The 13,832-nt window shown below is 76.4% G+C and carries 13 protein-coding genes and 1 pseudogene; 7 read left to right on the plus strand and 7 right to left on the minus strand.

Annotated elements, in window-relative coordinates; genetic code table 11:
- Nucleotides 1-109 precede the first annotated feature (109 nt).
- Nucleotides 110-1,144 (minus strand): LLM class flavin-dependent oxidoreductase, encoded by a 1,035-nt coding sequence (locus JUB12_RS18335; RefSeq protein ID WP_205696876.1) that lies wholly within the window; start codon nucleotides 1,142-1,144, stop codon nucleotides 110-112.
- Between the two features lie 99 nt (nucleotides 1,145-1,243).
- Here JUB12_RS18335 and glgP point away from each other — a divergent pair, with 99 nt between their 5' ends.
- Nucleotides 1,244-3,382 (plus strand): alpha-glucan family phosphorylase, encoded by a 2,139-nt coding sequence (gene glgP / locus JUB12_RS18340; protein ID WP_205696877.1) that lies wholly within the window; start codon nucleotides 1,244-1,246, stop codon nucleotides 3,380-3,382.
- Nucleotides 3,379-4,383 (plus strand): arginine deiminase family protein, encoded by a 1,005-nt coding sequence (locus JUB12_RS18345; protein ID WP_205696878.1) that lies wholly within the window; start codon nucleotides 3,379-3,381, stop codon nucleotides 4,381-4,383. The genes glgP and JUB12_RS18345 overlap by 4 nt, the downstream gene beginning before the upstream one ends.
- A gap of 9 nt (nucleotides 4,384-4,392) precedes the next feature.
- On the opposite strand, the gene JUB12_RS18350 is transcribed toward JUB12_RS18345, so the two are convergent.
- From JUB12_RS18350 to JUB12_RS18370, 5 genes are all read right to left on the minus strand, one after another.
- Nucleotides 4,393-6,048: a hypothetical protein gene (locus tag JUB12_RS18350; protein WP_205696879.1), complete on the minus strand. Its 1,656-nt coding sequence runs from the start codon at nucleotides 6,046-6,048 to the stop codon at nucleotides 4,393-4,395.
- A gap of 64 nt (nucleotides 6,049-6,112) precedes the next feature.
- Entirely contained in the window at nucleotides 6,113-7,498 is a 1,386-nt protein-coding gene (locus JUB12_RS18355) for a rhodanese-like domain-containing protein (RefSeq protein ID WP_205696880.1), read from the minus strand.
- Between the two features lie 4 nt (nucleotides 7,499-7,502).
- Nucleotides 7,503-7,868 carry a hypothetical protein gene (locus JUB12_RS18360; RefSeq protein ID WP_205696881.1) on the minus strand — a complete coding sequence of 122 codons (366 nt, stop codon included), beginning with the start codon at nucleotides 7,866-7,868 and terminating at the stop codon, nucleotides 7,503-7,505.
- Between the two features lie 10 nt (nucleotides 7,869-7,878).
- Nucleotides 7,879-8,505: a hypothetical protein gene (locus JUB12_RS18365; RefSeq protein ID WP_205696882.1), complete on the minus strand. Its 627-nt coding sequence runs from the start codon at nucleotides 8,503-8,505 to the stop codon at nucleotides 7,879-7,881.
- 3 nt (nucleotides 8,506-8,508) lie between these two features.
- The gene (locus JUB12_RS18370; RefSeq protein WP_205696883.1) at nucleotides 8,509-10,494 is read right to left on the minus strand and encodes a phosphotransferase family protein; all 1,986 of its coding nucleotides are present in this window, start codon (nucleotides 10,492-10,494) and stop codon (nucleotides 8,509-8,511) included.
- Between the two features lie 131 nt (nucleotides 10,495-10,625).
- Here JUB12_RS18370 and JUB12_RS22410 point away from each other — a divergent pair.
- The 5 genes and pseudogenes from JUB12_RS22410 to JUB12_RS18395 form a co-directional block, all read left to right on the plus strand.
- Nucleotides 10,626-10,679 (plus strand): annotated as a pseudogene (locus JUB12_RS22410) (hypothetical protein); the annotation flags it as partial.
- 92 nt (nucleotides 10,680-10,771) lie between these two features.
- A complete protein-coding gene (locus JUB12_RS22225; protein ID WP_256436521.1) occupies nucleotides 10,772-11,695 on the plus strand; it encodes a DNA polymerase IV in 924 nt (307 codons plus the stop codon).
- Between the two features lie 113 nt (nucleotides 11,696-11,808).
- Nucleotides 11,809-12,663, plus strand: coding sequence for an alpha/beta fold hydrolase (locus JUB12_RS18385; protein WP_205696886.1), 855 nt, complete (start codon nucleotides 11,809-11,811; stop codon nucleotides 12,661-12,663).
- A gap of 101 nt (nucleotides 12,664-12,764) precedes the next feature.
- A complete protein-coding gene (locus tag JUB12_RS18390; protein ID WP_205696887.1) occupies nucleotides 12,765-12,956 on the plus strand; it encodes a hypothetical protein in 192 nt (63 codons plus the stop codon).
- Nucleotides 12,957-13,034: 78 nt separating this feature from the next.
- On the plus strand, nucleotides 13,035-13,346 hold the full coding sequence (locus JUB12_RS18395) for a hypothetical protein (RefSeq protein ID WP_205696888.1): 312 nt from the start codon (nucleotides 13,035-13,037) through the stop codon (nucleotides 13,344-13,346).
- A 51-nt stretch (nucleotides 13,347-13,397) separates the two neighbouring features.
- Here JUB12_RS18395 and JUB12_RS18400 read toward each other — a convergent pair whose 3' ends face one another.
- Nucleotides 13,398-13,814: a hypothetical protein gene (locus JUB12_RS18400; protein WP_205696889.1), complete on the minus strand. Its 417-nt coding sequence runs from the start codon at nucleotides 13,812-13,814 to the stop codon at nucleotides 13,398-13,400.
- Between the last annotated feature and the right edge of the window lie 18 nt (nucleotides 13,815-13,832).

A 13,832-nucleotide genomic window follows, 5' to 3' on the forward strand; every position in this document is an offset into this window, starting at 1 on the left:
CCGGCGCTGCGCACCTCCGGGCGCTGCCCGGGCCTGGCGTGTCGAAACTCGCCGGGCCGCTCACCGTTGGAGGGCAACGACGGTGGCCGCCGTCGCCCTGTGGGAGCGGCTAGGCGGCGGCGGTCTTCGGCGCCCAGCCGATCGCGGGTGCGACGTCGCGCACGATCGTCTCGAGCAGGTGGGCGTTGTAGTCGACGCCGAGCTGGTTCGGGACCGTGAGCAGGAGGGTGTCGGCCTCGCGGACCGCGACGTCCTGGGCGAGCTCCTGCGCGATCTTGTCCGGCTCGCCGGTGTAGGTGCGGCCGAATCGCGAGACGGTGCCCTCGAGGATCCCGACCTGGTCGGCGTTGGAGTCGCGGCCGAAGAGGCGGCGGTCGAGGTCGCTGGTGATCGGGATGACGCTGCGGCTGACCGAGACGCGCGGCTCGCGCTCGTGGCCGGCGGCCAGCCACGCGTCGCGGAAGACCGCGATCTGCTCGGCCTGGAGCTGGTCGAACGGGACGCCCGTGTCCTCGACGAGGAGCGTCGAGCTCATGAGGTTCATGCCCTGCTGGCCGGCCCACGCGGCGGTCGCCCGGGTGCCCGAGCCCCACCAGATGCGGTCGGCCAGGCCGGGGGCCTGCGGCTGGATCGGCAGCATGCCCTCGGAGGGCTGGCCGCCCGCGTCGGCGTGCACCACGCCGGCGCCTTCGATCGCCGCGCGGAAGAGCTTGGTCTTCTGGCGCGCGAGCTCGCCGGCGTCGAGGCCCTCCGGCGGGACGTAGCCGAACGCCTCGGCGCCCTTCCACGCCGGCTCGGGCGAGCCGCGGCTCACGCCGAGCTGCAGCCGGCCGGCGCTGATGAGGTCGGCGACGGCGGCCTCCTCGGCCATGTAGAGCGGGTTCTCGTAGCGCATGTCGATCACGCCGGTGCCGAGCTCGATGCGCGAGGTGCGGGCGGCCATCGCGCTGAGCAGGGGGAACGGCGCGCTGAGCTGGCGCGCGAAGTGGTGGACGCGGACGAACGCGCCGTCGACGCCGAGCTCCTCGGCCGCCACCGCCAGCTCGATGGACTGCGTGAGCGCCTCCTGGGCCGTGGGCGTGCGGCTGATGCCGCCCGGCTGCCAGTGGCCGAAGGAGAGGAACCCGATGCGCTTCTCGTGCACTGCCGTCACCTCGTCTCGTTCGATGCGGACTGCGGTCCGCTTCTTCGTCGAGCTTAGCACCGCGTGTCGCTCACCCGCTCGTGGGGGACAGGGGTGGGGATGACGCACGCGACGACGACGTCCGACGCCGGCGCCGCGGACCTCGCGGCCGAGGTCGCCGACCTCGCTGAGCGACTGCCCGGTCCGCTGCGCCCGCTCGCGCGCGTGGCCTACGACCTGCGCTGGTCCTGGGACCCCGACGGGCCCCCGACCTTCGCGGCGATCGCGCCGAGTCTCTGGGAGGCCGTCGGCCACAACCCCGTCCGGCTCCTGCGCGAGGTCCGGCTCGCCAACCTGCGCGCCGCCGCGGCAGACGAGGCGCTCGTCGGGCGCGCCGCGGCGCTCGAGGCCCGCGTCGAAGGCCCGCCGCGGCCCGTCGCCTCCGGTGGCGTCGCGTACTTCTGCGCGGAGTTCGCGCTGCACCGCTCGCTGCCCGGCTACGGCGGCGGCCTCGGCGTGCTGGCCGGCGACATCCTCAAGGAGGCCTCCGACCTCGCCCTGCCGATGGTGGGCGTCGGGCTCCTCTACCGCCAGGGCGCGGCGCACCAGCGCACCGACGCCTCGGGCTGGCAGCACGACTGGTGGTCGACCGCGCAGCCCGACGCGCTGCCGATGGCGCTCGTCACCGGGGGCGACGGCAAGCCCGTCCTCGTCTCGGTGCCCGTCGGGGACCGCGAGGTCGTCGCCCAGCTCTGGCGCGTCGACGTCGGCCGCGTGCCGCTGCTGCTGCTCGACGCCGACCGTCCCGAGAACGACGCGATCGGCCGCTGGACGACCGCGCGCCTCTACGACGGCGACCCCGAGACGCGCCTGGCCCAGTACGCGCTGCTGGGCGCCGGCGGCGTGCGCGCGCTGCGCGCGGTGGGCATCGACCCGGCCGTCGTCCACCTCAACGAGGGCCATGCCGCGCTCGCCGCCCTCGAGCTCGCGTGCGTCGAGCGCGAGGCGGGCGCCGACCCGCAGGAGGCGCTCGCGCGGGCCCGCGCGAAGACGATCTTCACGACGCACACCCCGGTGCCGGCGGGCAACGACACCTACCCGCCCCACCAGGTCGCCGAGCAGCTCGGCCGGCTCTGCGAGCAGGCGGGCATCGCGCCCGAGCAGCTCGTGCGCCTGGGCCGCACGACGCCCGACGACGAGCAGGAGCCGCTCGGCGTCACCCAGCTGGCCCTGCGCACGAGCCGCGCGGCCAACGGCGTCGCCGAGCGCCACGGCCACGTGAGCCGCGGGATGTGGCGCGGCGTCTGGCCCGACCGCGAGGAGGCCGACGTCCCCATCGGCCACGTCACCAACGGCGTGCACCTCCCGACGTGGCTCGGCAGGCCCATGCGCGCCCTGCTCGACCGGACCTTCGGGGAGGGCTGGACGGCCCGCGCCGACGACCCGGCGACGTGGCAGGCGCTCGACGACGTCCCCGACGAGGAGCTGTGGGCGGTGCGCAACGCGCAGCGCGCGCAGCTCATCGCCCTGGCCCGCGAGCGCGGCGCGCGTGACCGGCTCGTACGCGGCGACCAGCGCGCGTACGTCGCGGCGGCCGAACGCTCCCTGGACCCCGACGTCCTGACCCTCGGCTTCGCCCGGCGCATCGCGACCTACAAGCGCATCGGCCTGCTCGTCGCCGACCGCGAGCGGGCCCTGGCGCTGCTGGGGGGCGAGCACCCGGTCCAGCTGCTCATCGCGGGCAAGGCGCACCCGCGCGACGAGGAGGCCAAGCGCACGCTGCAGGGCGTCTTCGAGCTCAAGCAGGACCCGCGCGTCGCCGAGCGCGTCGTCTTCCTCGACGACTACGACGTCGCGCTGGGCGCGGCGCTCACCCAGGGCTGCGACGTGTGGCTCAACGTCCCCCGCCCGCCGCTCGAGGCCTCGGGCACCAGCGGCATGAAGTCGGCGGCCAACGGCGGGCTCAACGTCTCCGTCCTCGACGGCTGGTGGGCGGAGGCGTTCGACGGCTCCAACGGCTGGGGCCTGGACGGCTCGGTCGAGCACGGCGACCAGGGCGCGCGCGACTGGCGCGATGCCGGCGCCATGCTCGACGTGCTCGGCGGGGAGGTCGCGCCGATGTTCCACCGCCGCGACGCGCAGGGCCTGCCGCGCGAGTGGCTGCAGCTGGTGCGCAACTCGCTCAAGACCAACGGCCCGCGCTTCAGCGCCACGCGGATGGTCCGCGACTACGCGCGCGACATGTACGGCCTCGGGTGAGCGCCGCGCCGCGGGTCGACTCCGAGGTCGGCCGGCTGCGGACCGTCCTGGTCCACCGGCCCGGCGACGAGCTGGCCCACGTCGACCCGGAGCATCCCGAGGCGGCGCTGTTCGGCGCGGCGATGGACGCCGCGCAGGCGGCGGCCGAGCACGACGCGCTGACCGCCGCGCTGCGCGACGGCGGCGCCGAGGTCCTCGAGGTCGCCGCGCTGGCCGCCGACGTCCTGGGCACCGGGGACGCCCGGCGGGCGATCGGCGCGATGCCCAACCTCCTCTACACGCGCGACCCGGCGTTCTGGGTGGGCGACGGCTGGGTCGCCGGCGAGATGGCGACCGGCCAGCGCCACGACGAGCCCGAGCTCCTCGCGCGCGTCTTCACCGAGCACCCGCGCCTCGCCGAGACGTCGCGGTCGTGGACGCCCGCCGGGGCGCCGCGGCCCGTCGTCGAGGGCGGCGACGTGCTCGTGCCGGCGGCGGGACGTGTCGCGGTCGGCGTCGGGGAGCGCACGACCGAGGCCGGCGCGCGGGCGCTGGCGGAGGCCCTGCTCGAGGGCGGCGGGGCGACGGAGCTGCTGACGTTGCGGGTCCCGGCGGGCGCGGGCTTCCACCTGGACCTCGTCCTCACGGCGCTGGACGTCGACGCCTTCGCGGTGTGGGCGCCGGTGCGCGACCGCCTGCAGGCCCACGTGTGGCGCTGGACGCCGTCGGGCGTGACGCCGTCGGCGATCGACGACGCCTACCGCTGGCTGGCCGGCGGCCACGCAGCGCAGCTCGTCGAGATCGCCGCCGAGCCCGACGGCCACGGGCGACCCTGGGACCACGGGTGCAACGTCGTCGCCCTCGCGCCGCGCACGGTCGTCGCCTACGCCGACAACGTGCGCGCCAACGCCCGGCTCGAGGCGGCGGGCGTGACGGTCGTCGCCGTCCCGGGCGCGGCGCTCGCGGCGGGGAGGGGCGGGCCGCGGTGCCTGACCTGCCCGGTCAGTCGCGACCCGCTCTGATCGGGTGCCTCAGCGGGCGACGGTGACCTTGACCGTGGTGGGCGACGTCCGGTTGCCGGCGGCGTCGACCGCGACGGTCCGCAGGCGCACGACCCCGCCGCCGGCGCGGCGCAGCGCGCTGCGCACCTTCTTGGGCAGCGCCACCTTGACGGTCGTCGCGGTCCCGGCCGCGACGCCGACGCTGCGGCCCTTGAGCTTGACCTTGCGCGCCTTGCCCTTCGGGTCGACGTCGCCCGTGACCTGGACGAGGCACGCCTCCGAGCAGGTCAGGCGCAGCTTCACCGACGTCGCGCCGAGCTTCAGCCGCTTGGCCGCGGTCGGCTCGAGCGCCGGCGGCGTGCGGTCCACGGGGCGCTGCTGGACGGGCGACCCGCCCTTGCTCTGCGGGGTCTGGGGCTGCACCACGCGATCGGGCTCCGCCGGCCAGGCGTCGTCGCGCACCCACGCGACGGGGCTGCCGCCGCTGACCGACTCGCCGAGGACGACGGCCTTGCCGTTGCGGGCGACCTCGGGGTGGAGGCTGACGTTCGTGCCCGGCATGCCGAGGACGGTGGTCTCGAGCGTGCCGTCGGCCGCGCGCATCGTCGCGCGCGGGGCGTTGATCGGCTGGCCGAGGAAGGCGTTGGTCGTGAACTGCCAGACCGAGAGCTCGCGGCCGTCGGGCAGGCCGATCGCACGGCCGTCGAAGGTGCCGGTCATCTCGGTCCCGAGCTGCTGGGCCGGGCCGGCCGTGCCGTTGGCCAGGCGCGTGCGGCGCAGGACGGTCCCGGCGGCGTCGTCGTGCCACACCAGGTGTGCGACGCCCGCGTCGTCCACGTCGAGGGTCCCGAAGCCGTCGATGGCGGGGACCATCGAGCCCCAGGCGCCGCCTGCGGGCCGCGTGATGGTGCGCAGCGGCGTGGCGCCCAGGACCGTCGCGACGGCGGTGCCGTCCTCTCCGACGCTGAGCCGGGGGAGCTGGGCGTCGCCGGTGGCCAGCGTGTCGACCGCCGACCAGGCGCTCGCCGCGCGGGGCAGGTCGGCGGCCTCGATGCGGAAGTCGCCCGCGCCGCTCGAGCCGCCGCCGACGACGGCGAAGCGCTCCCAGACGGTGGTGAGGTCGCCGTCGCCGTCGAGGCCGCTGGCGGAGTGGACGAAGCTGCCCGCCCCCAGCGCGACCGGTGCCTCGAAGCTGCCGCCGGGCGCGCGGCGCACCGCGGCGATGCCGGTGCTCGAGGAGAAGAGCACGGCGGCGTCGCCGCGCCGGTTCATGACCACCTGCGGCTCGGCCGTCGCGGCGGTGGCCACCGTCTGTGCCGGTCCGAAGCCCTGGCCCGGCGCGCGCACGGCCGCCTGGACCGTCGCGTCGATCGTCGGCGCGGAGCTCGCCCACGTGACGACGGCGGTGCCGTCCGCGGCCATCGCGACGTCGGGGTTGATGCCGGATGTGGTCAGGACCTGTGCCGGGCCGAACGTGCCGCCCGGCGGGCGGAAGGAGGCCTCGACGTTGGCGCCGCTGCGCGCGTAGACGAGGACCGCGCCGCCCTGGTGGTCGACGGCGAGGTCCGCCGTGTGGGCGTCGGAGGGGGCGACGGGCTGCGGCCCGAACCACCCCTCGGCGGAGGCGGTGGCGGGGAGGGCGGCCGCGGCGAGGGTCGCGGCCGCGAGGAGCGGGAGGAGGCGCACGCCCACCCATCGTCCGTCCGTCCACCCGGGTTGAGCGCCGCGTCCTGGCCCGAACCCGCCCGCCCTAGGCGCGCTGCACCGGGCCGCCCTCGCGCGCCCAGCGCGGGACACCGCCCTCGACGACGTGCAGCACGTCGCGCACGCCGAGGCGGCGCAGGAGGCTCGCCCCGACCGCGGCGCGCTGGCCCGACGCGCAGATGGCGGCGGCGGGGCGGTCGGGGTCCAGGCCCTCGGGCCGCTCGCGCAGCCCGTGGTAGGGCGCGTGGAGGGAGCCGGGGACGTGCCCGGCCGCCCACTCGTCGGCCTCGCGGACGTCGACGAGCTGCACGCCCTGGCCCGCGGGCTCCCAGCGCTCGCGCAGCTCGGGCACGGTGATGCGCGCGATCCGCTCGACGGCGAGCCCCTCCTCGCGCCACGACGTCATGCCGCCAGCGAGGTGCCCGGTGACCGTGCGCACGCCGACGGCGGCGGCGAGCAGCGCGGCGTGCGCGGCGTCCTCGTCGTCGCGGCCGACGAGCACCAGCGGCTCGTCGGCGCGGGCCAGCCACGCGAGCTTCGAGCCGAAGCCGGCGCGCAGCGCCGTGATCGAGACCGCGCCCGGGACGTGGGCCTCGTCGAACTGCAGGTCGGTGCGGACGTCGACGACGAGCGCGCCGCCCTCGGCCGCCTCGAGGACCTGTCGCGGCGTGAGCGGGGCGCTCGCCGGCGCACCGGTGAGCAACGGCCCGCGATTGAGCTCGACGATCGCCTCGAAGTTCGGTGGTTGGGGCGGCAGCGCGGCGGTCGCCTGCGCGACGAACTCCGCCTCGTCCGCGATGGCCAGCAGCGGCTGGTTGGTGCGCTCGAAGCCGATCGTCGAGGCGACCTTGAGGTCCATGCCGGGACCGCCGCACAGCGAGCCGCCGAGGTGCCCGGGCCAGACCTCGGTCGTGTCGGGCAGCGCCAGCAGGCGGTCGTGCAGCGAGCGGAAGATCGCGCGGGCGCCCGCCTCGCGCTCGACCGCCAGGTCCGGCCGCGCGACGTCGCCGACGAACAGCGAGTCGCCCGTCAGCACGGCCCACGGCTCGGCGCTGCGCGCCCGGTCGACGAGCGCGAAGGCGGTGTGCTCGGGGCGGTGGCCCGGGGTGTGCAGCGCGCGGATGGTGAGCGAGCCGAGCTCGAGCTCCCAGCCGTCCTCGATCGGCTCGTGGTCGTAGGCGGCTTCGGCCAGCCGGTGCACGTGGATCGTCGCGCCGGTGGCGGCGACCAGCCGGCCGTGGCCGGAGACGTGGTCGGCGTGGGTGTGGGTCTCCAGGACGTGGGCGATGCGCACGCCGACGTAGCGCGCGAGGCGCAGGACCTCCCCGACGTCCAGCGGCGGGTCGACGACGGCCGCGACGCCGGCGTCCTCGTCGCCGACGAGGTAGCTCGCACAGCCGAGGTCGTCGTGGGTCAGCTGGCGGAAGAGCACCGACCTAGCGGCCGCGCAGCTGGACGGCCGTCGCCGTGTCGGCGGCCGTCAGGGCCAGCATCGCCTTCTGCGTCAGCCGGGCTCGCTTCGCGTCGCGCCGGCGGCCGACCTCGCGGAAGTGGGCGGCGAAGACGAGGTTGAGCGCTCCCCGCGCGAGCATCCACCGCGCGGGGTTGCGGCCGGACAGCAGACCCGGGACGAGCGCCAGGTCGGCGGCCCCGACGGCGCGGGCGGGGCCCGGCTCGAGGTCGGCCAACGGCCCGAAGCGCCGCGGCGCCACGAGCAGCGCGACGCCGATGACCAGCGTGACGAGGCCGACGAACCGCGGTGCCTGCTCGACCGGCGTGGGCACGGGCTTGGCGGAGTCCATGGGCGCGACCCTAACCGGCGACGAGCGGGTGGTCGCGCGGGGCGAAGCCGGCCTCGAGCGCGGCCACGGAGGTGGGCGGCGTGAGGAGCAGCAGCGGGCCGGGCGCGGGAGCGTCGTCGCGCAGCGCGCCGAAGGCCCACGCCCGCGGGCCGTCCGCGGTGACGACGAAGGGCGCCCCGGCCGCGTCGAGCACCATCGCGCCCACGGGCAGCGCGGCGGGGTCGACCTCGCCGTGGAGCCGGCGCCCTGCGGCGAGGCCGTCGCGCGGGCGGGCGCCCGCGCGAAGGCGCTCGTGGTGCAGGCGCTCGTCGAGCTCGGTGACGTTCGCAGCCGAGGAGCCGGCGAGGAACGCCCTGGCGTCGGCGTGCCGGCACTCCAGGCACGGCCGGTGACCGGCGGCCAGCGCCGTCGCCTCGTCGCGGAAGAAGAGGCCGGTGTACCCGCCGGCCTCGGGCATCGGCCCGCCGCGCGAGCGCCCGCGGAACGCGGGCACGCAGGTGATCCACCGCCGGCCCTGCCACCCGCGCACCGCCTGCCGACCGCCGTCGTGCAGCGCGCCCCGGTTGCCGAAGGCCGGAAGCCGCACCGGCGCGACGTGCAGCGCCCCGAGCGGGTCGCAGCCGACGGGGAGCGGCACGCCTCAGGCGGTGGCCGGGGCCGCCTGCTGCACCCGGTTCCACTCGATCCACCCGAGCCCCTCGCGGCCGTCCCCGGCGCGCACGCGCGCCATCGCGCGCACGAAGTGCGAGCGCCGACCATCGGGCGCCAGCAGGAGGATCGGGCCGTAGGCGAGCGGCTCCACGTCCAGGGCGGGACCGGCGGCGCCGTGGTCGAGGCGATCGCCGGCCACGAGGCCGTCCGGGCGCTCGACGAGGGCCGAGCCCGCCTCGCCCAGCTCGGTCACGGCCCCGCCCTCCTGGCAGTAGCCCACGCCGCGGCCGGGGAACTGCGGCGTGGTGACCATGTGCGTGTGGGTGCCCTCGCCGAGGTGGAAGGCGCTCCACATCCAGTCCGTCGCCCACCAGTCGCGCGCGCCCCACGAGTGGTCGCGCTGGCCCGGGCCGTCGAGCTCGAAGGTGTCGTCGCCCACGCGCACGGTCCCGCGCACCCGGCACGGGACCTCGTAGCGCGCGCCGATCCGCCAGCGGTACGGCGCGCCGTCGGTCTCCCACACGAGGTCGAGCTCGACCTCCACCGGCTGGCCCTCCTCGCCCTCGCGCAGGAGGTCCGCCGGGTCGTCGTGGGCGGCGCCCGTCCCGCGCAGGACCACGCGCCAGCGCTCGAGCGGCACCTCGCAGCGCTGCTCGGCGGCGTAGCGGTCGGTCTCCAGGCGCTGGACGTCGTCGTCGGGCGCCGGCAGCGGTGCCGCGGCGTCGACGAGCATGACCGTCGGGCGCTCCGGGCCGCACACGCATGCCGTGTAGAGCGCGATGCCCTGGTTGGGCAGGCGGCCGAGGCGGGCGTAGACGCCCAGCGAGCCGTCGGCGCTCACCGCGTCGAAGTACCAGCTCTCGTTCCACAGCGGCTCGGGCCCCGGCGTGTGGCGCCCCTCGTCCTGGGCGTCGGGGACGAGCGCGGGCTGCGCGGACCCGCCGCCTGGCCTGGGCAGCAGGTCGAGCGCGTCGAGGTCGAGGACCTGCGCGCACACGCGCGCGAAGACCGCCATGAACATGTCGTCGCCGCGTTCGGTGCGCTCGACGACCATCGGCGGGATCGTCGCCATGAGCAGCCCCAGGAAGGTCTGGCGGCGGTACTCCTCCCAGCACGTCTCCCAGCTCAGCGCGTCCACGCCGCGGGCCAGCAGCGCCTCGTGGTAGGCGCGCACGAGGCTTCGCTCGTGGGCGCGGCGCTCCTCGGTGGTCAGGCTCGTGCCCAGGAAGTAGGACAGGTCGGTCACCGCCGGCCCCCAGCCGACGGTCTGCCAGTCCACGACCGTCACGCCGCCCGGCGAGAAGAGGAGGTTGTCGAGGCGGAAGTCGCCGTGGACGAGCCCGAGCGGCGGCCGGCGGTCGGCGACCCAGGCGTCGTGGCTGAGCACGAAGCGCTCGGCGACCTCGACGTGCGCCGGGTCCAGGCGGTCGGCGTAGCGCTCGAGGAAGCCCGGCAGCAGCGCCGCGTGCAGCGCCTGCGTCAGCGGCGAGTCGGGGTTCAGCCAGCCCTCCACCGCGAGCCCGAGGTCGCCCAGGACGGGCGCGTGCAGCGCGGCCATCGCCTCCACGGCCTGGCGCGCCTCCGGCGCCGTGCAGCCGGTCACCTGGTCGCCCTGGGCGCCGTCGACCACGTCCTCGAGCACGAGGGTGAACCAGCCGTCGGCCTCGTCGTAGGTCGCCAGGTGACAGCCGGCGAGCGGCCCGCGCAGCCGGTCGGCGAGCTCGCGGTAGAAGCGGACCTCGCGCGCGTAGGCGCCCATGCCCACGCCGGTCGCGCGGCTCGTCGTGTCGTCGGAGGCGAGCTTCACCACGACGGACTCCTCGGCGCCGCCGCCGGCCGGGTCGCGGAAGCGCACGCGGTGGCTCTGGCTCATCTGGCCCGTGCCGATCCGCGCGCGGTCCAGCAGCTCGAGGCGGCGGCCGAGCACCTCCGCGAGCCAGCCGGCGGTGATCAGGTCAGGGGTCCGGATGAGCATCGGCGCGACCCTAACCGCGCGTCGGGGCTCCGGCGCGACCTGCGCAGTTCCGCCGCAGACGGTGCGAACATCTGTTCGTGTCGTGCGCCACCCCGATCCTCCACGCGGACGCCGATGCGTTCTACGCGGCGGTGGCCCAGCGCGACGACCCGGCACTGCGCCGGCGGCCGGTCGCGGTCGGCGGCTGGGTCGTCATGGCGGCCTCCTACGAGGCGCGCGCCTTCGGGGTGCGGGGCGGGATGCCCCCGCCGCCGCGCGCCGGCGGTGCCCCGAGCTCGTGGTCGTCGAGTCCGACTTCGCGGCCTACCGCGAGGCCAGCGACCAGCTCTTCGCCGCCTTCCGCGAGGCCGCGCCGATCGTCCAGGCGGGCTCGATGGAGGAGGCCTTCCTCGACGTCCGCGACGTCGGCCGCGACCCCGGCGAGCTCGCCACCGCGCTGCGCGCGCGGGTGCGCGAGGAGGCCGGGCTCGCCCTGACGGTCGGCGTCGCCCGCACGAAGGTCCTGGCGAAGCTCGCGAGCCGCTCCGCGAAGCCCGACGGCCTGCGCGTGGTCGCCCCCGCGGACGAGCTGGCCTTCCTGCACCCGCTCGCGCTCGAGGACGTCTGGGGCGTCGGACCGGCGACGGCGGGCAGGCTGCGCGCCCACGGCGTCCTGACCGTCGGCCAGGCGGCGGGGCTCGACGAGGCGACGCTCATGCGCCTGGCCGGCAAGGCGGCCGGGCGCTACGTCCACACGATCGCCCGCAACGAGGACCTGCGGCCCGTCCAGCGCCGGCGGGGACGCCGCTCCTTCGGCGCTCAGCGCTCCCTCGGCCGGCGCCCGCGGACGCTGCGCGACGTCGACGAGGCGCTCGCCGGACTCGTCGACCGCGTCGCCGAGCGCCTGCAGCGCGCCGGCCGGGCGGGCCGGACGGTCGTCCTGCGCCTGCGCCACCGCGACATGTCGCGCACCACCCGCTCGTGCACGCTGCACCGCGCGACGGCGGAGGCGCCCCCGCTGCTCACCGCCGCCCGGGGCCTCCTGCACGCCGCCGTCCCGCTCCTGCGCGCCCGCGGCATCACGCTCGTGGGCGTCACCGTCACCAACCTCGACGGTCCGGGCCTCGGGGAGCAGCTGCGCCTCGCGCTCGACCCGCCATCCGGATCGGACGGTCACCGGGAGCTGACTGGTCAAGTTGACACAGCTTCGTGGTCCATGTGACGATGGCGTACGGGCACGCCGCCGGGCTGCTTTCGTCGGCACGCCCGGCGGCGACCGCCCTCGTTGTGGGAGGCTCGCACCGTCCACGAGCAGGAGGCGACGCGGTGCGGCGGATGAGGGGCGGGGTCCTGGCGGCGGTGACGGCGTGTGCGCTGCTCGCCGGCGGCGCGACGACGGCGGCGAGCGCCGCGTCGCAGGGCGTCAACGACTGGACCTGCGAGCCCAGCGCCGAGCACCCGCGGCCGCTCGTCCTCGTCCACGGCCTGGGCGCGAACGGTCCGACGAACTGGGGCTACCTGGCGCCGCGCCTCGCGCAGGCGGGGTGGTGCGTGTACTTCCTGACCTACGGCGTGGACCCGCGGACGGCGCTGCTGCCCTACCGCCCGGGCGGCACGATCCCGATGGAGCGCAGCGCGCCCGAGCTGCGGGCGTTCGTCGACCGTGTGCTCGCGTCGACCGGCGCGTCGCAGGTCGACCTGGTCGGTCACTCCGAGGGGACCGTCATGCCGCGGTACTACCTCGAGCGCCTCGGCGGCGCCCCGAAGGTCAAGCGCTTCGTGGCGCTCACGCCCCTGTGGCGGGGGACCGACGTCCTGGGCCTCGCGACGCTCAAGGCCCTGGCGCCGCCGGTGCTCGGCGACCTCGCGGTGAAGCTCGCGGTGAAGCTCGTGGCGAGCCTCTGCGGGTCCTGCCCGCAGTTCCTCAAGGGCTCGGCGTACCTCAACGACCTCAACGCCGACGGCGAGGCCGTGCCCGGCATCGAGCACACGAACATCATGACCCGCTACGACGAGCTCGTGCAGCCGTACACGAGCGGCGTCATGCGCGACGGCGGGACGAACGTCGTGGTCCAGGACGTCTGCCCCGGGGACCTCTCCGAGCACGCGCTCGTGGCCTTCGACCCGGTGGTCCTCCAGCTCGTGCGCAACGCGCTGGACCCCGGGCGCGCCGCGCCGGTGCGCTGCTGAGCCCTCGTCGTCACACCACAAACCTCTCTGTGAAAATTGCGGATGACAACAAAGTCCTGATCTGGGAAGGTCGATCGCCCGCCCTGCCCAGGAGGACCGTCGTGCCCCAGTCCGTGTCGTCCAGCGAGAGCCGCACCACCACGGCCTCGATGTCGTCCAGCGCGCTCGTCGTGACCGACTACCTGCGCGAGCTGCGCGCCCAGGCCGGCTGGCGCCGCGCCCGCGTCGCCGCCACCAGCACCAGCGCCGCCGCCCGCGTGCGCGCCCAGCTGGCGCAGCGCCCGCCGCGCTAGCGGCTCCGTAGAGCTCCACAGGTCGGTCGCGTCCTCCTTGCGGAGGTCGCGGCCACGGCGGTCGCCGATGCTCCTCCCATGAAGCTCATCGACCGCTCCCCCGGCCTCTTCATCTGCGCCGCCTTCGCGGTGGTCTACGGCGTCATCGGCGTCGAGGCCTGGATGTGGACGGCCGCGTCCGTCGCCGCCGTGGCGGGGACGCTCACGCTCATCATCGCCGTCGCGCTGGCCATCGGCACCGCCTTCTACAAGCTCCTCGACGACGGCACGGACGCCCAGCCGGTCCCCGCGGCGACGCCCGAGCCCGTCGAGCGCCCGCAGGCCGTCCGCGTCCCGGCCGCGCGCCCCGCGCGTCCGGCGCCGCGAGTCCCCGCCGGCCTCGGGGTCTAGCCACGGCCGCTGCGCCCGGGCCGTCCTGGCGGCCCGGGCGCGGCGCCGTGCTCAGTGGTGCGCGTGGCCCGCGTACTCGCCGCGGCGCGCCAGCATCACGGCGAGCATCGCCGGCAGCATCGCGACGTGCTGGACCATCAGCGCGTCGTGCGTCGTCTCGAGCGTGCCGGTCGCCTGCAACGCGATCGCAGCGAGGGTCGGGACGACCATCGACGCGTTCATCTCGGTCGTCGGGGTCCAGCCGTGGCCGCGCCAGCGCATGTACGCGGTCATGGGGACGCACATCGAGACGCACATGCCGGCCAGGACGAGCGCGGGCGCGTCGTCGCGCAGCGCGTCCATGCCGGGGCCGGCGAGCTCGGCGACGCCGGCCATCCCGGCACCCAGGACGAGCATGCCGGCGACCATCACGAGGACCATCTCGACGTAGTGGCGGGTGAAGGTGAGAGCGGGGTGGGAGAGCGTCATGGCCGGCAGGCTACGCGG

The sequence above is a fragment of the Conexibacter sp. SYSU D00693 genome (assembly GCF_017084525.1).
Classification (GTDB): Bacteria; Actinomycetota; Thermoleophilia; order Solirubrobacterales; family Solirubrobacteraceae; genus Baekduia.